This is a genomic window from Xanthomonas sp. fls2-241-TYG-148 (assembly GCF_030208815.1).
Lineage (GTDB): Bacteria > Pseudomonadota > Gammaproteobacteria > Xanthomonadales > Xanthomonadaceae > Xanthomonas > Xanthomonas campestris.
The window spans coordinates 59,825-85,427 of sequence record NZ_JARVTE010000016.1 but is presented as its reverse complement, the minus strand read 5'-3'; the positions used below and the strand labels follow the sequence as shown (position 1 = coordinate 85,427).

Below are 25,603 nucleotides of genomic sequence, written 5' to 3'. Positions count from 1 at the left end.
CGCAATGGACTCACTGCTTTCGCCCGTGTCCGGCTATAGCCGCCGCAGCCAGGACATCGCGCCCTTCCATGTGATGGCCCTGCTGGCACGCGCCAACGCACTGGAACAGGCCGGCCACGATGTCATCCACCTGGAAATCGGCGAGCCGGACTTCACCACCGCTGCGCCCGTGGTGGCCGCCGGCCAGGCTGCATTGGCGGCAGGCCACACCCGTTACACCGCCGCACGCGGGCTGCCCGCGTTGCGCGAGGCAATTGCCGGGTTTTACGCGCAGCGTTACGGTTGCCGCGTCGATCCCGAGCGCGTTCTGGTCACCCCGGGCGGCTCCGGCGCTTTGCTGCTGGCCAGCAGCCTGTTGGTCGACCCGAGCAAGCATTGGTTGCTCGCCGACCCGGGGTATCCGTGCAACCGCCACTTCCTGCGCCTGGTCGAAGGTGGCGCGCAGCTGGTACCGGTGGGCCCGGATAGCGACTACCAACTGACCCCGGCGCTGGTGGATGCCTGTTGGACGGCCGACAGCGTTGGCGCGCTGGTGGCTTCACCGGCCAACCCCACCGGCAGCGTGCTCTCGCGTGCGCAGCTGGCCGCCTTGTCGCAGGCCTTGCAGGCGCGTGGCGGCCACCTGGTGGTGGATGAGATCTACCACGGCCTGACCTACGGCCTGGACGCGCATAGCGTGCTGGAAGTGGACGACAGCGCGTTCGTGCTGAACAGTTTTTCCAAATACTTCGGCATGACCGGCTGGCGCCTGGGCTGGCTGATCGCCCCGCCCTCTGCGGTGCCCGAGTTGGAAAAACTCGCGCAAAACCTCTACATCAGCGCCTCGTCCATCGCCCAGCACGCCGCCCTGGCCTGCTTCACACCCGAGAGCATCGCCATCTTCGAAGCGCGCCGCGCCGAGTTCCAGCAACGCCGCGATTACCTGTTGCCTGCACTGCGCGCACTGGGCTTCGACATCGCCGTCGAACCGCAAGGCGCGTTCTATCTGTACGCCGACATCAGCGCATTCTCCAACGACGCGCAGGCCTTCTGCGCGCACTTCCTGGAAACCGAACATGTCGCCTTCACTCCCGGCATCGACTTCGGCTTCCACCGCGCCAATCAGCACGTCCGCATCGCCTATACGCAAAGCCTGCCGCGGCTTGAACAGGCGGTAGAGCGGATCGCGCGCGGGTTGCGGCATCTTTGATTTCGCACTACGCGATGAGCACAGTTCATCTCCGCAGCCGCGTTTAGAGCGGCAGCAGCACACGCATTGCCGTCGATATAAACAGCTGTAGCTGCTGTTTTTCCTGCCTCTGCGCTTTTTCTTTTTCTTTTCTTTTGCGCCTCTGCTCTGGCTACTCGCTTGCGCCTCCGCTTGCCCCGGAGCGAGCCGAGCACCGCAGTCACGCGTGGCCGAAGAGGCGCCCTGTCTGAGCGTAGCGCGCTTGGGCGCCGTGCCGCGCGTGGCGAGCAGCGCAGGGCACCGGTGCAGCTCCATCGCACCGGATCGCGTCGCGCGACATGGTCTTGGTTACTTTTGCTGAAACAAAAGCAACCCGCGCCGCAAGGCGCGGAAGCTGTTGCTTGCTACTTTGCTCAGGGCTTTGTTTTGCAGTTGCTTATCAAACACGCATCAATCACCACGTGCAGCCGTACCCTCCTCCGCCCTTCGGGCACCTTCTCCCGCAGGAGAAGGAAGCATAAAAAAGCCCTGAGCCAATCGACCCAGGGCTTTCTTCAGAGCAAGACACAACGAAAGCAACTCGACTTAGATAACCACTTCCGGCCGGCGCTTCAATCCGCTAAACGCTCCCACAGAAAGCTGTAGGCCAGCGCCGACATATGCGCCGCCTGCGCATTGTTGGCCGCGCCGCCGTGGCCGCCTTCGATGTTTTCGTAATAGGTCACGTCCTTGCCCGCCTCGATCATCTTGGCCGCCATCTTGCGTGCGTGGCCCGGATGCACGCGGTCATCGCGCGTGGAGGTCAGAAAGATCACCGGCGGGTAGGTCTTCTTCGGATCGAACAGGTGATACGGCGAGAAGGTTTGGATGAATGTCCAATCGTCGGTGTCCGGGTTGCCGTACTCGGCCATCCACGAGGCGCCCGCCAACAGATGGCTGTAGCGCTTCATGTCCAGCAGCGGCACCTGCACCACCACCGCACCAAACAGCTCCGGATACTGGGTCAGCATGTTGCCGGTCATCAGGCCGCCGTTGCTGCCGCCCTGCACGCCCAGGTGCTTGGTCGAGGTGATCTTGCGCGCGACCAGATCCTTGGCGACCGCGGCCATGTCTTCATAGGCCTTGTGGCGGTTCTGCTTGAGCGCGGCCTGGTGCCAGCGTGGGCCATATTCGCCACCGCCGCGGATGTTGGCCACCACGTAAACGCCGCCCTTCTCCAGCCAGGCACGGCCCAGGGCGCCGGAATAATTCGGCGTCATCGAGATCTCGAAACCGCCATAGCCATACAGCAGGGTCGGCGCGCTGCCATCGAGCTTGAGATCCTTCGGCCGCACCAGGAAGTACGGCACGCGAGTGCCATCCTTGCTGGTGGCAAAGTGCTGCTCGATGCTGTCCTTGCCGGCATCGAAGAACGCCGGCATGGTCTTCAGCGGTTGCGGCGCGGTGCCTACGTCCACCCACGACAAGGTGGTCGGCGTGAGGTAGTCGGTGACGGTCAGCCACAACGCATCGCTGTCATCGCTGTCCACGGCGCCGACATCCACGGTGCCGAAGGCTGGCGCACCGACAAAGGCACTTTTCTTCCAGCCATCCTGCGAGGGCGTGATCACGCTCAGGCGGTTCTTGACGTCTTCCAGCACGTTCAAGACCAGGTGCGAGCGCGTCCAGGTCATGCCGGCCAGCGAGGTGGTGTCGGTGGGCTCGAACAGCACATCGAAGTCGCGCTTGCCCTGCATGAAGGCATCAAAGCGCGTGACCAGCAGCGAGCCGGCCTTGTAGGTCTTGCCGCCCACCGTCCACGGCTCGCGCAGCTCCAGGGTGAGCCACTCGCGCTTGACGCTCTTGTTGGCGGAGTTCGGCGCATCCACCTTTACCAGCGCGCCATCGGCCTTCTTGAAATACAGCTCGTCATTGTAGAAGGCCAGCGTGCGGCTGACGAAATCACGCTCGAATCCAGGCGTGTCGTCGTGCATCGCCATGATGTACATGTCGGTGGGCTTGCCCTCGTACACCACCTTGGCCGTGCTCAGCGGCGTGCCGCGCTTCCACTGCTTGGCAATACGCGGATAGCCGGAGCTGGTCATCGCGCCGGCGCCGAAATCGGTATAGACGTAGACGGTGTCCTGATCGATCCAGCCCAGCCCGCCCTTGGCTTCGGGGCGGAAGAACCCGTCCTTGACCCACTGCTTGGTGGACAGGTCGAACTCACGCGTCACGTCCGCGTCGGCACCGCCGCGCGACAGCGCGATCAGGCAGCGCTGGTAGCCCGGGCGCAGGCAATCGGCGCCGTGCCAGACCCAGTTCTCTTTCTCGGCTTTGTTGAGCGCATCCAGATCCAGCACGGTTTCCCACTTGGGCGCCGCCTTGCGGTATTCGTCCAGTGTGGTGCGCCGCCACAGGCCGCGCTCGTGCTGCTTGTCCTTCCAGAAGTTGTAGTAGTAAGGGCCGATCTTCTGTACGGCGGGAATCTTGGCATCCGAGTCGAGCACCTCGCGGATGCTCGATTCCATCTGTTTGAAGGCCGGGGTCACCGCCAGCCGCGCCTCGGTCTTGGCGTTCTGCGCCTTGACCCAGTCCAGCGGCTTGGCGCCGGTGACATCTTCCAGCCAGGCATACGGATCATTGGACACGGCGGTTTCCTCTGCAGAGACGGCGCCAGCAGTGATCAGGCCAGCAACCAGGCAGATCGAGGCGAATTTGGACATGGGGGTTCCCTAAGAAAGCGAGCCGCCGGACCGTAACATAGCCGTTCGGCGGCTTCCCCTGCCGAAGGTCAGGCCGCGCGCACCTGCGTCGCCGTGCGCGAACCCACGCGACGGCGCTGCGCCTGCGGCCCCCGTCGCCGCGTTCTTGCTGGCCGCTCGCCCCGGCGCGGCAATGCCGGCACGGCGAACCGGTACAGGCTCCACCACGCCAGCATCGGCATGCCGACCAGCCACAGCGGCAACCAGCCGATCCACTCGCTGTGGCCGCGCGCCGCCGGCCACACCAGCACCAGGGCCAGCCCGGCCAGGGCGACCTGACGCACCGGACGCAGCACGCGCGGGTCGGGAGTTTCGGAACGACGGGAAAGGCGATGCGACATGGCGGCACTCCGTGGCGGGATGGATGAGGACAGGCCGGCAGAATTGCCTGCGGCCATCTCACCGGCTGCGACCTGTGCGACACCGGTGACAGCGCCGCTATTTCCATGCGTGTGGCAGGTTGGCGGCGGCATTACTCGCTGCATGCTGCACGCCCGCGGCTGGCGGCCCGCGGTGTTCCCGCGCCGCTGCGCCACTGATGGACTTCCGCCGTGCGTAGGCCCCGCAACGCCGAGCAAGCCTGGTTGGACCAGCACTCGCGCGGTTTCCGGTTCCGGCACCAACCGCACACCACGGCCGTTACCCACGCGTCGCCAGCAGCGCAGTTTTACCTAAGTGCCGCAATGCGCAGGGCCATCCAAGACAGGCGGCGGCGGACCCCAGCACTCGCGCTGTCCCGGTACATGCATCAACCACCCCCAGCCCTCCCCAACGCGTCGCCGGTCACGCGGGCTGATCAGCCAGATCAGGCTGATGTGGCATGCGCAGCCGCATCCACCGGCCCGCGGTCAGCGCCACCACTGTCGCGGCTCCGTCATCTGGCTGCCGTCCACTGGCGCGGCTGGCACGCGCGCCCGGCCGGTCCAGCGGCGTTTGTCGACGCCAGGCGCAACCGTTGACGCGAACTTGCCCCCTGCATGCGGTAGTGTGCTGACCCAACTGACCCTCTGTGACTTTGCGATGCGCCTGACCGTTTCGATCGCCCTCGCTTTCCTGCTCGTGCTTGGCCTGCCCACGGCGCAGGCCAAGGACACACCGACCACGGAGCGGCCGATCGACCTGCCCAAGATCATGGGCACCTGGTACGTGATTGCGCGCATGCCCAACCCGGTCGAGCGCGGCCATGTCGCCAGCCGCGACGAATACACCCTGGTGGAAGACGGCAAGGTGGCGGTGCGCTATCGCTACCGCGAAGGCTTCGAGGAGCCGGAAAAGGAAGTCAACGCACGCGCCTCGGTGGACGCGGACAGCGGCAACCGCGATTGGCGGGTGTGGTTCTACAAGGTCATTCCGGCCAAGCAGCGCATCCTGGAAATTGCACCCGACGGGTCGTGGATGCTGATCTCCTACCCCGGCCGCGACCTGGCCTGGATCTTCGCGCGCAAGCCGGACATGAGCCGCGACCAGTACCGCACCCTGGTCAACAAGATGCGCGACGACTACGCCATCTACACCGACAAACTCAAGCGCGTGCCGCAGCTGCCAGAACAGGTAGGCCGGCTGGGCTTCGAAGTCCCCGACAAGCGCTGATCGGCGCCCGCGCACGCGGCCATGCCAGCGTGCGCTCCCCGGCGTTGCCCACCGGGCTTGGAGCAGCGATCAAAACGACTGCGCAGCCTCCAGGGCGCGCGGCCGGCGCTCGAAACCGGCATGTCCCACGTACGGTCCGGTTCTTCCGCGCCGTTAGCAGCCACCTGACAACTGCCCGCTACGTTTTGTGAGCCGCGCTTAGTCGTAATTACTCAACGCCAGCGATAGCAGCGATTTGGCCTGCTCGCGCAGCGACATCGGCTCGACGATTTCCGCATCCGAGCCGTAGTGCAGCACATCCATCAGCAGCTCGCGCGAGACGCTGTACGGCACCTTCAGTTCGTAACGGCCGTCGGGCAGGAAGCGCCCTTGCTGCTTGGAATGCCAGTGCTCGTCGGCCACCCAGCGCGCGGCCTTGGCGCTGAACACGATGGTGGCCCAGCCCTTGGGCGCGCCCGAAAAAATGCCGTAGCTGGCGCCCAGCTGCGCATCCAGTTCGCTGTCGGGCACGTCGCGCGCGGTGGTATCGATGATGCGTGCGTGGTTGATACGGTCCACCGCAAAGCTGCGCACGCCCTCGCGGCCGTGGTCCCACGCATCCAGGTACCAGTTGTCGCGGTAATGGGTAATGCGCTGCGGCGACACCGTGCGCTTGGTCGATTCGTCCGTGGAGCGGGCGCGGTAGTCGAAACTCAACTGCTTGCGCTCCAGCACTGCCGAAGCCACGCTGCGGAAGCTGGCTTCGTCCAGCTTGCGGCCGCGGTGCGGGATCACCCGGACCCGGTCCACCGGCCACTGCGAGACGCCAGCCTGGGCGGCGAGCAGGCCTTCGATCCGCTGCTGCAGCGGTGCCAGCATCGAGGACAGCACGCCGCCGCCGGTCCGCGACAGCAGCTGCTGCGAGGCCAGCAAGGCGTGCAGTTCTTCGGAACTCAGCCACAGGCCCGGCAGCTCGAAGCGGTCGCTTTCGCCAGACAGATAGCGGAAGCCGGATTCGCCGTCGCCCTCCACCGGGGCCATCAGCGCATCGCGCAGAAAGGCCAGGTCGCGGTAAACGGTGGCGCGGGAACAGCTCAGCTCATCTTGCAGGCGCGCCACCGTGACCGGGTAGCGGGCCGACTTGAGCAGGCGATGCAGGGCGTTGATACGTTCGTAGCGGTCCATGCGCTGATTATGTCCGAGTCTTCGCGCGACGGGGTGAGCATCCACGCCCCGCGCAAGGCCTGCCTACCCGGCCGGCGCAGGGGGCGCGGCACGCCGATCGCCCGAACCGCCAATGAAGCGCGGCTTCACCCGGTCCTGACGCGGTCGCCCAGTCCGTTATCATGAAATCGCTTTCACCTCTCTGCCCTCCCTTTCGTCTCCAAGAGTGCCGCCCATGTCACGCCGTGCCCCGTTGTCTGCCCTGTTGCCGCTGTTGTTGATTACGCCCACCGTCTGGGCCCAGGCGGTCGCACCGGCGCCGGCAGACCCGGCCGCCGCCTTGATGCCCTCCCCCTGGAGCGGCAGCAGTGGCGAGCTCGGCTATGCGTCCGCGCACGGCAACAGCACCACCGACAGCCTCAACGGGCGCATCCGCCTGCGCTACACCGATGGCGACTGGATCCACAGCCTGGATGCCACCGCGCTGCGCTCGAGCTCGGAATACACCAATACCAACGACGACGGCAGCGTGACGCGCGAGCGCCAGACCACCGCCGAGCGCTACACCGGCAGCGCCGGCAGCGCGCTGCAGCTGGGCGAACACCGCCAGCTCACCGCGACCGGCCGCTACGAACACGATGACTTCGCCACCTACGACCGCCTGGCCACCTTCGGTATCGGTTACGGCACGCGCCTGATCGATGCCGATCGTTTTTATCTGGACGCGCAGATCGGCCCGGGTATCCGCCGCGCGCACAACAGCGACGACGACCGCAACGAGACCGGGCTGATCGGTCGTGGTTTGTTCGACCTGAAATACACCGTCACCGACAACACCGATCTGATCAACACGCTGCTGGTGGAATCGGGCGAATACAACACCTACGCGCAGAACGATTTTGGCGTGCAGGTCAGCATGAATTCGCACTTCGCGCTCAAGGCCGCCTGGCAGATGCGCCACAACAGCGACGTCAGTGAGGGCGACAAGAAGACCGACACGCTGACCACAGTGAACCTGGTCTACACGTTCAAGTAAGCCATTGCGTTTCGTAGGAGCGGCATTGGCTGCGAGGGTTTTTATCGATTACGTGCAGGTGTTATCGGTAACGCGTTCGCGGCCAAGGCCGCTCCTACTAGTTGGCTGGCGGCTTGCAGCGCCGCGGCAGCTGCGGTGGCGCTCCTCGGGTACGCCATCGGCGATGACGTGATGTCCTAGGCAAATCTCTGCATCTCGCCATCAGCCATGCAGCAACAATGAACCGCTAGCGTAGGAGCGGCCTTGGCCGCGAGGGCTCTGCCGATCAGGTGTCAGCGTCGGTGTTATCGGTAATGCGTTCGCGGCCAAGGCCGCTCCTACGAGATGGCTTGCGGCTTGCAGCTCCGCGGCAGCTGCGCAGCGCGCGCTTTGAACAAGCGATCGGCGATGCCGCCGATGTCTTAGGCAGGGCTGCGTCTCGTCATCGGCCATGCATCAGCCATGGACCGCTAGCGTAGGAGCGGCCTTGGCCGCGAGGGCTCTGCCGATCAGGTGTCAGCGTCGGCGTTATCGGTAACGCGTCGCGGCCAAGGCCGGTCCTACGGTCTGGCTAGCGCTTACAGCTCCGCCAGCAGCTGTGCGGCGCCTTTTTCGAACAGGCCGTCGGCGACGCAGCGGCCGAGGTCTTCGGTGGCGTCGGGGCTGCCGTGTGCCTCGGCGTGGATCAGGCGGCCGTCGCTGGCACTGCCCACCATGCCCTGCAGAAACAGGTCCTCGCCTTCCCAGCGCGCGAAGGCGGCCACCGGCACGTGGCAACTGCCGTGCAGGGCACGATTCATCGCGCGCTCGGCCTCCACGCAGGCGCGCGTGCGGCCGGCATCCAGCACTGCCAGCAGGTCGTGGATGCGGGCATCGTCGCCGCGGCATTCCACCGCCACCGCGCCTTGCGCCGGAGCGGGCAGCCACTCCGGTGCGTCCAGCCGCGCGGTGATGCGGGCTTCCAGGCCCAGCCGCTGCAGGCCGGCGCAGGCCAGCACGATGGCGTCGTAGCCGCCGTTGTCGAGCTTGGCCAGGCGGGTGTTGACGTTGCCGCGCAGGTCGATCAATTCCAGGTCCGGGCGCGCGGCGCGCAGCTGCGCCTGGCGGCGCAACGACGAGGTGCCCACGCGTGCGCCCAGCGGCAGGGCCTGCAAGGTGGCGTAGAGGTTGGACACCAGCGCATCGGCCGGGTCGCCGCGTTCCAGGATGGCCGGCAGCACGAACGGCGCGTCCAGCTCCATCGGCACGTCCTTGAGCGAGTGCACGGCGCAATCGGCCTCGCCGCGCAGCATCGCCAGCTCCAGTTCTTTGAGGAACAGGCCCTTGCCGCCGATGGCGGCCAGCGAGCGGTCCAGCACTTCATCGCCGCGGGTGCTCATCGGCACCAGCACGACCTCCAGCCCGGGGTGGTGCTGGCGCAGCGCGGTGGCGACGTGTTCGCTCTGCCAGAGGGCAAGCGGGCTCTTACGGGTGGCGATGCGCAGCGTGGTCATGCCGCCATTATCGCGGACACGACGCCCAACTCATACCTGGCGCAGTTGTTCGCGCAAGCTGGCCACGCAGCGGCGGCTCACTTCCAGGGTCTGCGGCACGTTGCGCAGCACCGCATGCACCTGGCCATCGCCGCTGCGGCGCAGCTCCACCAGCTCCTCGCGGGCGACCAGGCAATTGCGGTGGATGCGCACCAGGCGCTCGGCGAATTCGTCTTCCAGCGATTTGAGCGACTCTTCGATCAGGTCCTCACCGCGGGCGTGGTGGACGATGACGTACTTCTCCTCCGCCTGCAGATAGCGGATGTCCTGGATCGCGATCAACCGCAGGCTGCCGCGCAGCCGCGCACACAGGTGGGTACGCAGCGGCGCGGCCGGCGCGAGGCGGGGGGTGCGCCCGGCCAGGTAGGTCGCCACGCGTTGCAGCGCGGCAGCAAGGCGCTCGGGGCGCACGGGTTTCATCAGATAGTCCAGTGCGGCCGCATCGAAGGCCGACAGTGCGTGCTGGTCGTAGGCGGTGCAGAACACCACCGCCGGCGGTTGCGGGCGCTGGCGCAGCAGGCGCGCGGTTTCCAGGCCGTCGACCCCGGGCATGGCGATGTCCAGCAGCACCAGGTCCGGTTGCTGCTGCTCGCACAGCTGCAGGACCTGCTCGCCGTTCTCGGCCTCGCCCACCACCTGCACGTGCAGATGCTCGCCCAGCAGCAGGCGCAGGCGCTCGCGCGCCAGTGGCTCGTCATCGGCGATCAGGACCCGCACTTGCGTGGCCGTCATGGACATCCCCCTCGCTGAAGTGATTCCCCCTCACTTCAACGGTAATGTGATCTCGCAGGCATAGTAGCCCTCCGACCAGCCGGCCGCCATCCGTGCCCCGGCACCGAATTGAAACGCCAACCGGTGCGAGATGCTGGCCTGGGCATGCCCGGCGCCCGCCACCACCAGCGGCGCCTGAGTGCCGGGCTGCGGTGCCGGATTGACGATACGGATCTGCAACTGGCTGCCGCGCTGCCGCAGCGACAGGTACAAGGTGCCGCCCTCGGGCATGCGCGACACCCCGTGCAGCACCGCGTTTTCCACCAGCGGCTGCAGCACCAGCCGCGGCATCGGCAACGCCCACGGCAGCGGTTCCTGCTTGTGCCAGCGCACCTGCAGACGATCGCCCAGGCGCAGCGATTCGATGGCCAGGTAACGCTCGGCCAGCTCGCATTCGGCGCGCAGCGTGGACACACCCTCGCCCGCCCCCAACGCGGCGCGGAACAGATCCGACAGGTCCAGCACTGCCTGTTCGGCCACCACCGGGTCGCGCCGCAGCAGGCTGGCGATGAGGTTCATGCTGTTGAACAGGAAATGCGGGCGGATGCGCGCCTGCAGCGCATCGGCTTCGGCGCGGGCGTTGGCCTGCACCTGCGCTTCCCAGCGGTCGCTGACGTAGAAATAGCGCAGCGCCAGCGCGGTGATCAGCACCACCGTGGCCGCACTGCCGAGCGTAAAACGCCAGAACCCGACCAGCGGGCCAAGCGGGGCCTGGTCGAGCACCGCGTACAGGCCATGCACGATGCCAGCACCCAGCATGGCGACCACTGCGGCGATCGACAACGCGGCCAGCCCACCCAGCCGTGGCGGCAGCCGCGACAAGGACGGCCGCAGCACGCACAGCAGCACGCTCACCGCCAGGGCCAGCCACAGCGCCAGGCCGCTGGCCGACACGAAGCGCGACAGCGTCAGGCTACGCGCGGCGCCGGCTTCGGGCACCAGGGTCACCACCAGCACCACCAACTCGGCCAGGCCGAGCATCGCACCCAAGCGTGGCAGCCGGCACAGGTCCGGCATCCAGGCGATCTGCGGCGCGGTGTGGGCCATGGCTCAGACGGCGGTGAAGCGCGCCTGCATCCAGTCGCGCAGGGCGTCGATTTCTTCCACGCAGACCTGGTGGCCCATCGGGTAGCTATGCCATTCCAGCGTGAACCCCAGTGCCTGCAGGGCCTGCGCACTCTGTTCGCCGGCGCGGTAAGGCACCACCGGGTCGGCGCTGCCATGCGCCATGAACAGTGGTTGCGCCAGCGCACCCGGCTGCAGTTGGCTGGCAGCGGCGGCCGGATCGGGCAGATAGGTGGACATGGCGATCAACCCGGCCAACGGCACGCGACGCTGCAGGCCCACTGCCAGGGTGACGGCGCCGCCTTGCGAGAAGCCGGCCAGCAGGATGCGTTCGGGCGCAATGCCGCGCGCCTGTTCATTGGCAATCAAGGCCTCGACCTGGGCCACCGACTCGGCAATGCCGACCTTGTCCGCGCGCTGGGCAAAGTCCATGCCGACGATGTCGTACCAGCCGCGCATGCGCACGCCGTTGTTGATGGTGATCGGGCGGATTGGCGCATGCGGGAACACGAAGCGCAGCGCCGGCCACTGCGGGCGCACCAGTTCCGGCACCATCGGCGCGAAGTCGCTGCCGTCCGCACCCAGGCCATGCAGCCAGATCACCGCCCACTGCGGGTTCGGTCCGGTCTCGCGTTCAATCACGTCCAGCATCATCCACCTTCCGGTGACAGAGCTGGGCATTATGCCCTGCGTCCCTGTGCGCTCAGCGCGCTGCGCAAGGCCACCGGTAGCGCCGGGTGCTGCCTGCCAGCGAGCGCGGCCGCGGCGGCACGCGCCGTGGGGCCGCTCAGATCAGCGGCGGTTCGAGTGCGGCGGCGCGACGCAGTTCGGACGCACGCACCAGCACCTTGGGCGGGTCGAGTTCTTCGGGGATGCAGAAGATGCCAGCACGGCGCAGTGCCAGGCCGGTGCGGCGCAGCGAGGTCACTGCCACCACCGGGATCGACACCACCATGCCCACAATCACCGGCGCCATCCACGCCGCCAGCGACGGCGACACCAGGTAGGCCAGCGTGCCCATGAACAGGCCGAACACGCTCAGGCCGCCGTAGCTGCGGATCAATGCCGGCCACGAGAGCTTGCCGTCGTCGCGCACCTGCGCATCCCAGCCCGAATCCTTGCCGGCCAGCACTTCGAACACGCCGCGCGATTGCAGGTACATCACCACCGGCGCCATCAAGGCCGCCAGCACGGTCTCCAGCAGGATGCTCAACGCGGCGCGGATCGCACCCCCGCAGGCGCGGCGTTCGCGCGGGTTGAGCAGCAAGGCGATATAGCCAAGCAGCTTGGGCGCGAGCAACACGAACATGGTGCAGACGAAGATCCAGATCGCGTTGCCGTCGCTGCTGCCGTGCCAGTAGCGCGCCGGCGAGAACGGCAGGCCCTGCGCAAGATCGATGCCGGCGCCCGCCAGCGGAATGCCGATACCCACCAGCATCAACATGCCCCACATCGGCGCGGTGAAGTAATGCCCGATGCCGATCATCATGTGCATGCGGCTGATCCAGTGCAGGCCCTTGGCACCCACCACCTTGGCGTGCTGCAGGTTGCCCTGGCACCAGCGGCGGTCGCGGACCAGCAGGTCGGTGAGCGTGGGCGGGCCTTCTTCGTAGCTGCCCTGCAGGTACGGCACCATGTGCATGGCCCAGCCGCCGCGCCGCATCAGTGCGGCTTCGACAAAGTCATGGCTCAGCACATGGCCGCCGAAGGGCTTGCGCCCACGCAGCGACGGCAGCCCGGCGTGATCGGCAAACGCCTGGGTGCGGATGATGGCGTTGTGGCCCCAGTAATTGCTTTCCGCGCCATGCCACCAGGCCACGCCGAAGGCGATGATCGGCCCGTACACGCGGCCGCCGAACTGCTGCATGCGGGCGAACAGGGTCTGCCCGTTCACCACCGCCGGCAAGGTCTGGATCAGGCCCACGTCCGGGTTGTCTTCCATGCCGGCGACCAGGCGCACGATGGTGTCGCCGGTCATCACGCTATCGGCGTCCAGGATCAGCATCTGCGGGTAGTTGCCGCCAAAACGGCGCACCCAGTCGGCCACGTTGCCGGCCTTGCGCGCGGCGTTGTCGGCGCGGCGGCGGTAGAAGATGCGGCCATGCCCGCCGACGCTGTCACACAGTTCGGCATACACCTGTTCTTCGGCGCGGCCGATGTGCTCGCGGGTGGTATCGCTGAGCACGAAGAAATCGAAGTGCTCCAGCTGCCCGGTCTCGGCCACCGATTCGTAGATCGCCTGCAGGCCGGCCAACAGGCGGCGCGGGTCTTCGTTGTAAGTGGGCATCAGCAACGCGGTGCGCGTGTGCAGGCTGGGCAACGGCGCATCCGGATCGATGCCGAGCTTGCGCCCGGCGCGTGCGACCACGGTGATGAAGCCGGCCACCGCGCTGGCGAAGGACATCGCAATCCAGGCAAACAGCAGTACGAACAGGCCCAGCAAACAGCCTTCCAGCACGCTGAAGCCGCCGGGCCACAGCACGCTGAGCATCACCCACACCGCCACTGCGGTGGCGGTCAGCGTGCCGCCGATCAGATAGAAGCGGCGCAGGCCGATGCCCATCGGCGAGGTGCGCTGGTGGCGTACCTGCAGGCTGCCTTCGCGCAGGGATTGTTCGGGCATTGCCAGCGGCGCTTCCGGCGGCAGCGTGGGCTGGCCGGCATCGAGGCTGGAGACGGGAGGTAGATCGGTTGGTGCAGGGGAAAGGGTCACGGTGCCGTCCATCAGGGCTGCCCGTCGCGCATCTGCGGCGACATTGCGGGCTGAAACGAGATGGCCAATGGCGTGCGCGGCAACGTTGCCACGCGCACCGTGTTACGGGCGATCCCGACGGTGTGCGACCACGTCGCAGTAGAACAACTCCAATGCACAAGCTCTCCTGGCTGCGACTTCACATCGCGGCTCATCCTAAAGAATCGTTCGTTAAAGGAACCGAAGGCCACCGTTTGCGGTCTTCGCCCCTCCCGACGAGGACCGCGCGGCAGACTACGCCGCAGCGACCGAACGCTACCCCAACAGATTGCAGCCTGGCGCGCCGGCTGTCACGGCCAGGCGAAGGGCAGCAATGGCCCGCCCAGCCACAGATAGCGCGCCATCCATGCGGAGGCAAACGCGATCAGCACCGTCAGCGGCACGCCCACGCGCAGGAAATCGGCAAACCGGTACTGGCCGGGATTGAGGATCAGCAAGTTGCCGTGGTGGCCGATCGGGGTGAGGAACGAGGCCACCGCGCCCATCGCAGTGCACACCACGAACGGAATCGGCGGCAATCCCAGCCCCTGCGCCAGGGCCAGCGCCACCGGCGTCAACAGCACCGTGGTGGCGGCGTCGGACAATACCTGCGTCAGCAACGCGGCGGCGGCAAACATCAATAGCAGCAGGCTCAGCGGCGACAGGCCATGGGCGTGCGCGAGCACATGCTCGGCCAGCCAGCGCGCGGTGCCGGTCTGATCCATCGCCATGCCGAGCGGAATCACCCCGGCAATCATCACGTAGATGCGCACGTCGATTTCGGCGTAGGCCTGTTCGATGCTCACGCAACGGGTGAGCACCATCGCCACCGCGCCGAGCAGGAACGCGATATGCGGTGGCAGCCACTCGGCCGCGGCCGCCGCCACGGCGGCCAGCATGATGGCGACTGCCAACGGTGCGCGCCGACGCCGGCTGCGGCGGCCGTCGAACGGCATCAGCATCAAGAAACCGCGGTGCTGTGACAGTTGCTGGAAGGTGTGCTGACGGCCCCACAACACCAGCAGGTCGCCTTCCTGCAGCTGCAGCTCGGACAACTCGCCATGCAGCCAGCCTTCCTTGCGCCACAGCCCGACCACCACCACGCCCATGGTGTGCAGGAAATCGATGCGCGACACCGAGCGCCCGACGAATTCCGAATGCGGTGCCACCACCGCCTGCACCAGCTGCTCTTCGCCCAGTGCCTCGTGCGGACGCTGCGGGTCGGTGCGGTCCTCGCGCGGCTGCTCGCCATACTTGGCCACCGCATGCAACGACAAACCCGGCTCGTCCTTGACCGAGGCGATCTCGTCCGGCGAGGCGCGCACCAGCAGCACATCGCCGGCGCGCAGCAGGCCCTCGTTGCTGCTGCGACGCCGGCGCATGCCGTTGCGCAACCAATCCACTACCTGCAGCCGTTCGGTGAACGCGGCCTCGAACTCGGCCAGCGGCCGGCCCACCCAGGGCGCGTCGGAGTCGACCAGCAGTTCGGTGTAATAGCGCTCCAGGCGCAGGTAGTCGGCGCCGCCGTCGTCTTCGCCCTGCCGCTTGGGCAGCAGCCAGCGCCCGGCGAGCATGTAGAGCATGCCCACGCCGACCAGCACCGCGCCGATCGGGGTGATGGCGAACAGGTCCAGACGCCCGTGGCCGCCGCGTTCCAGCGCGGCATTGGCGAGCAGAAAGGCCGGCGCGCTGATCAGGGTCAAGGTGGTGCCCAGCGAGGCCGCCAGCGACATCGGCATCAACAGCCGCGAGGCGGCCAGCTTCTGCTCGCGGGCCAGCCGCATCATTACCGGCAACATCATCGCGGTGATCATCAGATGGTGCGAAAACGCCGCCAGGGCCGCAGTGGCCGGCATGGTGACCGCGATGGCGCGCCACTCGCGCCCGCCGGCGGCGCGCCCGATCGCCGCGCCGATACGGTCGGTGATGCCGGTGGCCGACAAGCCGGCCGACAACACGAACACCGCCGCGACAATGATCGCCGGCTCACTGGAAAACCCGGACAAGGCCTGGGTCGGGGTGAGGATGCCGGTGAGGGTCAACGCCAGCGTCGCCAGCATGGCCACCAGGTCGACCCGCAGCTTCTCGCTGATGAACAGCACCAGTGCCACCACAAGGATGACCAGAAACACGAGTTGCTGTTGTTCCATTCCACTCACCGCCTGCGATTGCGCCGACCTTACCTGAGCGCGGTGAAGGCGACATGCGCGTGGTCACGTTTGGGAGCAACTGCCTGTGGGCGTGCTGCGGCAGTTGCCTTGTGTTTGCCGATGCCAGCGACTGCGCGGTATCGATGGTGTGCTGCACGCATGCACCTTGGACAGATGTCGGTGTCGTGGGTGAGGCGTCATCCCTCACTACGTTGCGGTTGGGCTGGATAGCTGAGCGCGCAGGCCAGCTCATGCGCATGCTGCCGGGCGGCGGCGATGAGACTGCACACCGCAATCGACACACCACGGCGCTGGATGCCTTTGTCCAACGCTTGTTGCTTGGAGCCCGCTTGTTGTTCGGAGACTGCAGAACATGCGCTCGCTCGCCTGGGACGCATGCGCGATTGCAGCGAATTCCAGCCGTGCAATCGGCAGTGGTGGTAGCACGCGAACTACATTGCGGCGTCCGTTTTATTGCGGAGCTGGCTTCGCCCGTGCGTCGCCATGCCACGCACGCCTGGGGCAATGCACACAGGACGGCTTCCCATTGCCGCACTGTGTGCTCCATTGCTGACGCAATCTTGCCTGCCACTCCGCAACGCGCAGGCGAACTCTGCGCGCTACTGCCGGCGCAGTACAACGCCGGCAGCGTACAGCTCCATATATCGACGCAGCAGCGTCGCTACATGGCGCTACTTGCGCGCGTCGGCACTGGTGTCGCGGGTGGCGCGGAATTCCGAATCGCTGCTCCAGTTCGGCCAGGTACGCGCATCGGCCAGCTGCTGGCCCAGGGCGTAGAGGATGCCCAGATCGCGTGCGGCACCGGCGAAGGTCCAGTCCGGCTTCCACTCATCGCCCTGCTGGTGATAGCGCTTGGCGGTGTAGTCGTCCGATGCGGCCTTGCCTGCGGCCACGCCGCCCACTTCCCAATCCTGGCCGGCCGCATACGACAACGCCGGCACGCCACGCTTGGCGAAGGAGAAATGATCGGAGCGGAAGAAATAGCCCGCCTCCGGCTTGGGATCGGGCGTGTAGCGCAGCTTCCACTGCCCGGCGACGGTCTTGAGTTGATCCAGCAACTCCAGCTTGGCGGTGCCGTAGATACCGAAATCACGCGAGGGCACGAACGGGTTCATGCCGTCCATGTTGATCACCGCCACCGTGGTCGCCAGCGGGTACAGCGGCTTGGAGGCGTAGAACTCCGAACCGAGCAGGCCCTTTTCCTCGGCGGTGACCGCCAGGAACACCACCGAGCGCTCCGGCTTCGGCCCCTTGGCGAAACCGCGCGCCAGCTCCAGCAATGCGGCCGTGCCGCTGGCGTTGTCCAGCGCGCCGTTGAAGATGGTGTCGCCGCGTGCATCGGGCTTGCCCACGCCGATGTGGTCCCAGTGCGCGCTGTAGATCAGCGTCTCGTCGGGATGGGTGCTGCCTTCCAGGCGCGCGACCACGTTGTGCGAGGTGATCACATCCGACTTGACCGTGTAGCTGGCACTCAAGCGCTGCCCCTTGAGCTCGACCGGTTTGAATGCGCGGGTCTGCGCCTGCTTCTTCAAGGTGTCGAAATCCAGGCCGGCCTGCGTGAACAGACGCGCGGCCAGATCACGCTGGACCCAGCCTTCCAGCGTGGGATGCGCGGCGCGCGGGTTGTCGCGCACCACGTCGAACATGGTGTTGGTATTGGAGCTGGCCACGGTGTCCCAGCCGTAGGAGGCCGGCGCGGTTTCATGCACCACCAGCACGCCGAGTGCGCCCTGGCGCGCGCCTTCTTCGTACTTGTAGGTCCAGCGGCCGTAGTAGGTCATGCCCTTGCCATCGAAGGCGCCCTTGCCGGTCTCGAAATCCGGGTCGTTGATCAGCACCACGGCGATCTTGCCCTTGAGGTCGACACCCTTGAAGTCGTCCCAGTCGCGCTCCGGCGCCTTGACGCCATAGCCCACGAACACCAGCGGCGCATTGGCGATATCGACCTTGGACGAGCCGTCCATTGCCGCGCGGATCGCGATCTCCTTGCCTTGGGTCAGGGTCTGCGGCGCGCTGCCGCCCTGCAACGCAATACGCGGCGTGCCCACGATATCGGCGCGCCGCAGCGGCACCGCCTGCGTCCACAGGCGCTTGCCATCGGCGAGATCGCCACCGGGTTGCAAGCCGGCCGCGGCAAACTGCGTGCTCAGGTAAGCAATGGTTTTTTCTTCGCCGGCAGTGGCCGGGCCACGACCTTCGTAAGCGTCGGAGGCCAGCTCCTTGACGTCACGCGAGATGCGCGCGCCATCGAACGTCGGCGTTGCCGCCATCAGTGCGGTGGAGACCGCCATTGCCAGCATTCCCAGTCCAACTCGCTTCACTGCAGCACCCCGGTGTGATCAAAGACAGCCCCGGAGTGTAGGCCACCGCGCGGCGACGCCACGTGCCATTGGATGGGTTGCACAGCACGCACGTACTCGACGCCCGCACGCAACTTTAATAATATCCATTCTCACTTACGCGCTGCGCAACGTGCCTGACCCAGTGGCGGCAGCGCCGTGCCTGCTGCTTGCGCGTGCCGTCCCCTTCGTTGCCGAGTGTGTCCATGCCCGTTGCCCTACTGCGCTCCGTGCGCGCCCACTCCCGCTTGTTGCTGGCGCTGCAGTGCGCCGGTGCGCTGGGTGCCACCGCCGCGCATGCACAGGACAATGCCCCCGCGCCGACAGCAAACACGCTGGACCAGGTGCTGGTGACCGGCCGCACCGAGGGCTACCAGGTGCGCGGCACCAATACCGCCACCAAGTTGCCGCTGACGCTGCGTGAGACGCCGCAGTCGTTGACGGTGTTCACCCGCCAGCGCATCGAAGACTTCAACCTCATCACCATCGCCGAGGTGTTGCAGCAGACGCCCGGCGTCACCGTGCAGTCCTACGACAGCAACCGCACGCTGTTCACTGCGCGCGGATTTGCGATCAACAACTTCATGTTCGATGGCGTGCCGACCAACTACACCACCGGTACGGGCGGCAATTCGATCCTCAGCGACACCTCGATCTACGAGCGTATCGAAGTGGTGCGCGGCGCCAGTGGCCTGGTGACCGGCTCGGGTAATCCATCGGCCACCGTCAACATGGTGCGCAAGCGCCCCACCACGGCGTTCCAGGCCAGTACCAGCCTCAATGTCGGCTCCTGGGACTACCGCCGCGCCGAGCTGGACGTGGCCGGCCCGCTGACCTCCGGCGGGCGCGTGCGCGGCCGCGTGGTGGGCGCCTACACCGAAAAGGACAGCTGGGTGCGCTTCCAGCAGGACCGCTCGCCCAGCGTGTACGGCGTGCTCGAAGCCGACCTCACCGACAGCACGCGGCTGCGCGCGGGCATCGACCACCTCTCCACGCATTCCGATGGCGGTGCGTGGAGTGCCGCGCCGCTGTTCTTCAGCGATGGCACACCGGCACGGCTGCCGCGCTCCTACAGCGCCGCGGCACGCTGGAACCGGTGGGAGCGCGAAAGCACCAATGTCTTCGCCACCCTGGAACAGCAATTTGCCGGCGGCTGGAGCGGGCGGCTGGCCTACAACCATCGCGCCACCGATACCGACAGCCTGCTGTTTGCCGGCTCCAACAGTGCCTCGTTCGCCGACGCGCGCAGCGGGTCGGGATTGCGCGTGTCCGACACCTACGGCGTGTCGGAAACCCGCGAGAACGCGCTGGATCTCTACGCCTCCGGCCCGTTCCAGTGGTTGGGCCGTGCGCACGAACTGGTGGTCGGCGCCAACCACTACGACCGCGATCTCGGCACGCTGCGCACCGCCATCACCGCGCGTCCTTACAGCCTGACAGCCTTCCCCAGCATCTTTGATTGGAATGGCGATGTGGGCCAGCCGACCACCACCAATGCCGGCATCCCCAGCAGCATCACCAACACGCAGGAAACCGGCTATTACGCGGCCGTGCGGCTCAATCCCACCGAGGCGTTGAAGCTGATTGGCGGTGCGCGGTATTCCAGCTGGAACACCGCCACGGACAACTATTCGCCGGCCAACCAGTTCACCGGACGCAGCGCCGACTACGACGCCAACGCGCTCACTCCGTACCTGGGCGCGATCTACGATCTGAGCCGGCACCTCTCGGCATTTGTGTCGTATTCGGATGTATTCCAGGCACAGAACCTGCGCGACCGCGCCAACCAGCAACTGGATCCGGTGGTGGGTGCCAATCTCGAATACGGCTTCAAGGGCGAGTTCTTTGGCGGTGCGCTCTACGCCGCGCTCAACGGCTTCCACATGCAACAGGACAACGTGGCCGAGATCGACCCGGAAATAGCGCCCAACAGCCTGCCCGATGGCAGCTCGGCGTATCGCGCGGTGTCGGGCGTGGAAACCTGGGGTGGCGAGTTCGAAGTCTCCGGCGCGATCACCGCGGACTGGAGCATGACCGGCGGCTACACCTACGCCTACAGCACCGACCAGCGCGGCGCGCGGGTGTTCACCACCAGCCCGATGCACCTGGCGCGCTTCAACACCACTTACCGCTTCGGCGACTGGACGCTGGGCGGCGGAGTCAGCTGGCAGAGCGCGGTGTATCAGAATCAGACCATCCCCACCGGGCGCTTCACCGCGGCCGGCGTACCGATCACGCGCAGCGGGCGGGTCACCCAGGGCGGCTATCTACTGGTGGATCTGATGGGCCGCTACCGCATCAACGAGCAGCTGAGCGTGGGCGTGACGGTGACCAACCTGTTCGACAAGGTCTATTACCGCAACGTGGGCTTCTTCAATTCCGGCTATTGGGGCGAACCGCGGCGGCTGCTGTTCAACCTGCGCGCGAATTTTTAGCGCATGGCGTGCCGTCAACGACGCGCCATGCAGGCTCAGAACAGATCCACGCTGCCGGTCTGCTGGTCCACCCGCTGCATCTGCCCGCTGGCGATCAGTTCGCTGTACACCGCCGCGCGGTTGCGGCCGTGCTGCTTGGCCCAGTACAGGGCCTTGTCGGCTTCGTCCAGCATCTGGCTGACCAGCCGGCCGTCGCTGAGTTCGACGATACCGGTGCTCAAGGTCACCGTGCCCACTTGCGGGAAACTGTGCTCGGCCACCGCGCGCCGGAAGCGCTCGAACAGGCTCACCGCGGTGTCGCGGTCCACGCCGCGCAACACGATCACGAACTCCTCGCCACCGAAACGGAACAGCAGATCGTCCTGGCGGAAGCAACGCTGCATCAGCTGGGCCACCAGCAGCAGCACCTCGTCGCCATACAAATGCCCGAAGGTGTCGTTGACGCGCTTGAAATGGTCGATGTCCACGATGCCCAGCCACACCGCGTCCTCCTGCGCGCCATCCGCATTGGCGGCGAACAGGCGCAGGATCATGTCGTCGAAGGTCTTGCGATTGCGCAGGCCGGTGAGTGCGTCGCGCTGGGCGTCGTCGAGCAGGCTGCGGTAGTTCTGGAAGAAGCGTGCAAAGCCCTGCAGCAAGAGCTGCTCGGCAGCGCCGGGGGCCTGCGTGCCGCCCACGCGCAGGCAGGTGCGGATGCCGCGCGCTTCCATCATCGGGTAGACCAACAGCGCGCGGCCGTCGTGCTGCAGCTGCACCACCTCGCCCGGGCCGCGCACGTCCGCCAGCAGCGCGCGCGTGGAAGCGTCGTGGATCTCGGCCACCGTCAGCGACAGCCGGCCGTCCTCACGCAACCGGGTTTCGGCCATGCTGCGGCCATCGGGGGCGATGCGCAGCAGGGACAATTCTTCGGCCGCACACACCTCGCGCACGGTGCGCAGCAGGGTGAGGTCGAGCAGATCGGCGTCGCGGATGGCGGTCAGGTCGACCATCCGCTCCAGCAGGGGCGCTTCGGTCATGGTGGCGGCACCGCACGCACCGCCGCCCGCCGGGAACACCGGTGGCAGGCAGGCTCAGGCCTGTGGCGGGTACGCACTGGTATCACGACAGATCACCGCAATCAGAGATGTCGGTTCATCGGCGTCTGGGGGGCGAACTTGAGTCCGCTGCCCGGCCCCGCTCAGCGCGCGGCCAGCAAGGTCAATCCCGCCGTTGCCGGCCCCCGACGCCGTGCGGGTACAGGGGCCGCGGCCTGGCTCAGGGCAGTGCCGATTCCAGCGCATCCTCGCCCAGGGCGTGGGACTGCATCAGCCGCCGGCTGGCGGCATTCAGGCCCTGCACCTGGACCTGCAAACCGTGGTGGCGCAGGCGCTGCACCACCTTGTCCAGCGCCGCCACCGCGGTGATGTCCCAGAAGTGCGCGCGGGCCACATCGATGATGACCTGCTGGCCGGGCACGTCGCGGGCATCGAAGGCGTCGATGAACACATCGGCCGAGGCGAAGAACACCTGCCCGCGCACGCTGTAGGTGCGCAGCCCGTCGGCCGCGTCGCTGGGGACGATCTGCAGCAGCCCGGACACCTTGAAGGTGAAGAACACCCCGCTCAGCAGCACGCCCACCGCCACGCCAGCGGCCAGGTTATGGGTGGCCAGGGTCACCGCCACCGTGGCCAGCATCACCACGCTGGAGGTGCGCGGATGGGTGATCACGGTGCGCAGCGAGCGCCAGTCGAAGGTCTCGGCCGAGACCATCACCATGATCGCCACCAACGCCACCACCGGCACCTGCGACACCCACGGCTTGAGCAGCACCATCAGGATCAGCAGGAACACGCCGGCAAACAGCGTCGACAGCCGGCCGCGGCCGCCGTATTTCACGTTGCCCACGGTCTGCCCGATCATGCCGCAGCCGGCGATGCCGCCGAACAGGCTGGCGGCCGCATTGGCCAGGCCCAGGCCGGTGCATTCGCGGTTCTTGTTGCTGGGCGTGTCGGTGAGTTCATCGACCACGCGCGCGGTCATCATCGATTCGAGCAGGCCCACCATTGCAATGGCCAGCGCCGGCAGCGCGATGATGCGCAAGGTCTCCAGCGTCAACGGCACGCCGGGCCATTGCAGGAACGGCAGCGCGGTGGGCAGCTTGCCCAGGTCGGCCACGGTCTTCAGCGGCAGGTGCAGCGCGCTGCTGGCCACCGTGAGCAACAGGATGCACAGCAGCGGCGACGGAATGGCCGAGACACCGGGCAGCCGCAACCGCGGCAGGCCGTAGATGATGGCCAGGCCCACGCCCAGCGTGACCCAGGTGGTGGGGTTGGCGCCGAGCAGATGCGGCAGCTGCGCGGCGAAGATCAGCACCGCCAGCGCGTTGACGAACCCGGTCCGCACCGAGCTGCTGACAAAGCGCATCAGCACGCCCAGGCGCAGCAGCCCGAACACGATCTGCACCAGCCCGGCGAGCAGGCCGGCGGCGAGCAGATACGGCAGCCCGTGCGTGGCCACCAGCGGCGCAGCCACCAGCGCCACCGAGCCGGCGGCTGCGGAAATCATCGCCGGCCGTCCGCCACAAAAGGCGATCACGATGCCGATCACAAACGACGCGAACAAGCCGACCTGCGGGTCTACGCCTGCGACGAACGCAAAGGCGATGACTTCGGGAATCAGGGCGAACGTGGCAACGGCGCCAGCCATCAGTTCGCGCGCAGGCGAGGCGCGCCATTGCGCCAGTTCTGTGCGCAGGAAGGACATGCGGGACACTCCAGGGACAAGAACGACAGTCCTGCGGACAGCGCGCAGGGGGCACTAGTGTGCGGGAAAGCGACCGCTCCCGCAGCCGCGATGTGATCGGTGCGGCAATGGTGTTTTCTGTGGGGACGATCACGCCACCCGACGCGCGCACAGACCAAGATGCCCGCCTTACCGCGCTCGGGTGTCGAGCCCGGTTCTCTAGGGAGATCACCATGTCCATGTTCAGGACCGCAAGCACGCTCGCTTTGGCCACCGCCCTCGCACTGGCCGCCGGGCCGGCCTTCAGCTATTCCATCAACAGCAGCAGGCAGATCGTCGACGACAGCGGCAAGGTCGTGCAGCTCAAGGGCGTGAACGTGTTCGGCTTCGAAACCGGCAACCACGTGATGCATGGCCTGTGGGCACGCAACTGGAAGGACATGATCGTGCAGATGCAGGGCCTGGGCTTCAACGCCGTGCGCCTGCCGTTCTGCCCGGCCACGCTGCGCAGCGACACCATGCCGACCAGCATCGACTACAGCCGCAACGCCGACCTGCAGGGCCTGACCTCGCTGCAGATCCTCGACAAGGTGATCGCCGAATTCAACGCGCGCGGCATGTATGTGCTACTGGATCACCACACCCCCGATTGCGCCGGCATTTCCGAGCTCTGGTACACCGGCTCCTATACCGAGGCACAGTGGCTGGCCGACCTACGCTTTGTGGCCAACCGCTACAAGAACATGCCGTATGTACTCGGCCTGGATCTGAAGAACGAACCGCACGGCGCCGCCACCTGGGGCACCGGCAACGCCGCCACCGATTGGAACAAGGCTGCCGAGCGCGGTTCGGCTGCGGTGTTGGCGGTCGCGCCGAAATGGCTGATCGCGGTGGAAGGCATCACCGACAACCCGGTGTGCTCCACCAACGGCGGCATCTTCTGGGGCGGCAACCTGCAACCGCTGGCCTGCACCCCGCTCAACATCCCTGCCAACCGCCTGCTGCTGGCCCCGCACGTGTACGGCCCGGACGTGTTCGTGCAGTCGTACTTCAACGACAGCAACTTCCCCAACAACATGCCGGCCATCTGGGACCGCCATTTCGGCCAGTTCGCCGGCACGCACGCGCTGTTGCTGGGCGAGTTCGGTGGCAAGTACGGCGAAGGCGACGCGCGCGACAAGACCTGGCAGGACGCGCTGGTGAAGTACCTGCGCAGCAAGGGCATCAACCAGGGCTTCTACTGGTCGTGGAATCCCAACAGCGGCGACACCGGCGGCATCCTGCGCGATGACTGGACCAGCGTGCGCCAGGACAAGATGACCCTGCTGCGCACGCTGTGGGGCACCGCCGGCGATACCACGCCGACGCCGACTCCCACACCGACACCGACGCCTACCCCCACGCCAACCCCGACGCCAACCCCGACGCCGACGCCCACCCCGGGCACCAGCACCTTCAGCACCAAGGTGATCGTGGACAACAGCTGGAACGGCGGCTATTGCAACCGCGTGCAGGTCACCAACACCGGCACCGCCAGCGGCACCTGGTCGATCGCAGTGCCGGTCACCGGTACAGTCAACAACGCCTGGAACGCGACCTGGTCGCAGAGCGGCAGCACGCTCAGGGCCAGCGGCGTGGACTTCAACCGCACCCTGGCAGCCGGCGCCACCGCCGAATTCGGCTTCTGCGCCGCGAGCTGAGTGCACTGGGCGGGTACGGCTCCCGTGCCCGCTACCTCTGCAACATGCAGTGGAATTGTGGGGGCGCTGCGTAGCAGGTTGATGACCACCTGCAGCGCCTAACCCACGATCTCGTAGGAGCGCCCTTGGGCGCGATGGGCGTTGCCGATAACGCCCCATCGCGCCCAAGGGCGCTCCTACGTTTTTTGTGGCATCGGAACGTCGTCCAACGTCTGCACGGTTAACTGGCACGCGAAGACGGCTAAAGATCGCAGGGACAAAGGTGATCGAGTAGCAACACCGCAAAACCACGCAATCTTCCTGTAGGAGCGCCCTCGGGCGCGATGAGGCATCCTCGATAACGCCCATCGCGCCCAAGGGCGCTCCTACGAAGCTGCAACCTCGGAGCGCGTTCGAATCAGCATTCGCGCATGTCGTGACGGCAACAGCGCCGCACGATCGGATGCATCACGCAGTAATCCAATCACACGCGATGCCC

17 protein-coding genes and 1 other RNA gene are annotated in these 25,603 nt (G+C 66.7%); 6 read left to right on the top strand and 12 right to left on the bottom strand.

Annotation, left to right across the window (positions count from 1 at the left end; all coding sequences use genetic code 11):
* The first annotated feature begins 4 nt into the window (after positions 1-4).
* On the top strand, positions 5-1,189 hold the full coding sequence (locus QRM60_RS16245) for a pyridoxal phosphate-dependent aminotransferase (RefSeq protein ID WP_285446611.1): 1,185 nt from the start codon (positions 5-7) through the stop codon (positions 1,187-1,189).
* A gap of 590 nt (positions 1,190-1,779) precedes the next feature.
* On the opposite strand, the gene QRM60_RS16240 is transcribed toward QRM60_RS16245, so the two are convergent.
* Positions 1,780-3,873: a prolyl oligopeptidase family serine peptidase gene (locus QRM60_RS16240; protein WP_285446610.1), complete on the bottom strand. Its 2,094-nt coding sequence runs from the start codon at positions 3,871-3,873 to the stop codon at positions 1,780-1,782.
* A gap of 68 nt (positions 3,874-3,941) precedes the next feature.
* Positions 3,942-4,253: a membrane protein gene (locus tag QRM60_RS16235; RefSeq protein WP_011038599.1), complete on the bottom strand. Its 312-nt coding sequence runs from the start codon at positions 4,251-4,253 to the stop codon at positions 3,942-3,944.
* 679 nt (positions 4,254-4,932) lie between these two features.
* On the opposite strand from QRM60_RS16235, the gene QRM60_RS16230 reads away from it, so the two are divergent.
* Together QRM60_RS16230 and QRM60_RS16225 are read left to right on the top strand one after the other, a co-directional pair.
* On the top strand, positions 4,933-5,502 hold the full coding sequence (locus tag QRM60_RS16230; protein WP_115556800.1) for a lipocalin family protein: 570 nt from the start codon (positions 4,933-4,935) through the stop codon (positions 5,500-5,502).
* Between the two features lie 120 nt (positions 5,503-5,622).
* Positions 5,623-5,696: non-coding RNA, sX9 sRNA (locus QRM60_RS16225), on the top strand.
* Between the two features lie 4 nt (positions 5,697-5,700).
* On the opposite strand, the gene QRM60_RS16220 is transcribed toward QRM60_RS16225, so the two are convergent.
* Entirely contained in the window at positions 5,701-6,666 is a 966-nt protein-coding gene (locus tag QRM60_RS16220) for a YafY family protein (protein WP_011038601.1), read from the bottom strand.
* A gap of 214 nt (positions 6,667-6,880) precedes the next feature.
* Here QRM60_RS16220 and QRM60_RS16215 point away from each other — a divergent pair, with 214 nt between their 5' ends.
* Positions 6,881-7,681 carry a DUF481 domain-containing protein gene (locus tag QRM60_RS16215; RefSeq protein WP_012437324.1) on the top strand — a complete coding sequence of 267 codons (801 nt, stop codon included), beginning with the start codon at positions 6,881-6,883 and terminating at the stop codon, positions 7,679-7,681.
* Between the two features lie 557 nt (positions 7,682-8,238).
* On the opposite strand, the gene hemC is transcribed toward QRM60_RS16215, so the two are convergent.
* The 7 genes from hemC to QRM60_RS16180 form a co-directional block, all read right to left on the bottom strand.
* On the bottom strand, positions 8,239-9,153 hold the full coding sequence (gene hemC / locus QRM60_RS16210) for a hydroxymethylbilane synthase (RefSeq protein WP_115556801.1): 915 nt from the start codon (positions 9,151-9,153) through the stop codon (positions 8,239-8,241).
* A 30-nt stretch (positions 9,154-9,183) separates the two neighbouring features.
* On the bottom strand, positions 9,184-9,924 hold the full coding sequence (locus tag QRM60_RS16205; RefSeq protein ID WP_161962805.1) for a LytTR family DNA-binding domain-containing protein: 741 nt from the start codon (positions 9,922-9,924) through the stop codon (positions 9,184-9,186).
* Positions 9,925-9,954: 30 nt separating this feature from the next.
* A complete protein-coding gene (locus tag QRM60_RS16200) occupies positions 9,955-11,010 on the bottom strand; it encodes a sensor histidine kinase (protein ID WP_011038605.1) in 1,056 nt (351 codons plus the stop codon).
* Between the two features lie 3 nt (positions 11,011-11,013).
* On the bottom strand, positions 11,014-11,682 hold the full coding sequence (locus tag QRM60_RS16195; RefSeq protein WP_014509047.1) for an alpha/beta hydrolase: 669 nt from the start codon (positions 11,680-11,682) through the stop codon (positions 11,014-11,016).
* Between the two features lie 133 nt (positions 11,683-11,815).
* Positions 11,816-13,753, bottom strand: a complete 1,938-nt coding sequence (gene mdoH / locus QRM60_RS16190) for a glucans biosynthesis glucosyltransferase MdoH (protein WP_012437319.1) — start codon at positions 13,751-13,753, stop codon at positions 11,816-11,818.
* 317 nt (positions 13,754-14,070) lie between these two features.
* Complete coding sequence (locus QRM60_RS16185) at positions 14,071-15,909, bottom strand: SLC13 family permease (protein ID WP_285446609.1); 1,839 nt, start codon at positions 15,907-15,909, stop codon at positions 14,071-14,073.
* A 692-nt stretch (positions 15,910-16,601) separates the two neighbouring features.
* Positions 16,602-18,251, bottom strand: coding sequence for a M28 family metallopeptidase (locus QRM60_RS16180; RefSeq protein ID WP_115529793.1), 1,650 nt, complete (start codon positions 18,249-18,251; stop codon positions 16,602-16,604).
* Between the two features lie 248 nt (positions 18,252-18,499).
* On the opposite strand from QRM60_RS16180, the gene QRM60_RS16175 reads away from it, so the two are divergent.
* The gene (locus QRM60_RS16175; RefSeq protein WP_285446608.1) at positions 18,500-20,704 is read left to right on the top strand and encodes a TonB-dependent siderophore receptor; all 2,205 of its coding nucleotides are present in this window, start codon (positions 18,500-18,502) and stop codon (positions 20,702-20,704) included.
* Between the two features lie 35 nt (positions 20,705-20,739).
* Here QRM60_RS16175 and QRM60_RS16170 read toward each other — a convergent pair whose 3' ends face one another.
* Positions 20,740-21,720, bottom strand: a complete 981-nt coding sequence (locus QRM60_RS16170) for a GGDEF domain-containing protein (protein WP_161960752.1) — start codon at positions 21,718-21,720, stop codon at positions 20,740-20,742.
* Between the two features lie 238 nt (positions 21,721-21,958).
* Positions 21,959-23,446 carry a SulP family inorganic anion transporter gene (locus QRM60_RS16165; protein ID WP_285446607.1) on the bottom strand — a complete coding sequence of 496 codons (1,488 nt, stop codon included), beginning with the start codon at positions 23,444-23,446 and terminating at the stop codon, positions 21,959-21,961.
* 212 nt (positions 23,447-23,658) lie between these two features.
* Here QRM60_RS16165 and QRM60_RS16160 point away from each other — a divergent pair, with 212 nt between their 5' ends.
* Positions 23,659-25,125, top strand: coding sequence for a glycoside hydrolase family 5 protein (locus tag QRM60_RS16160; protein WP_042597150.1), 1,467 nt, complete (start codon positions 23,659-23,661; stop codon positions 25,123-25,125).
* Positions 25,126-25,603 lie beyond the last annotated feature (478 nt).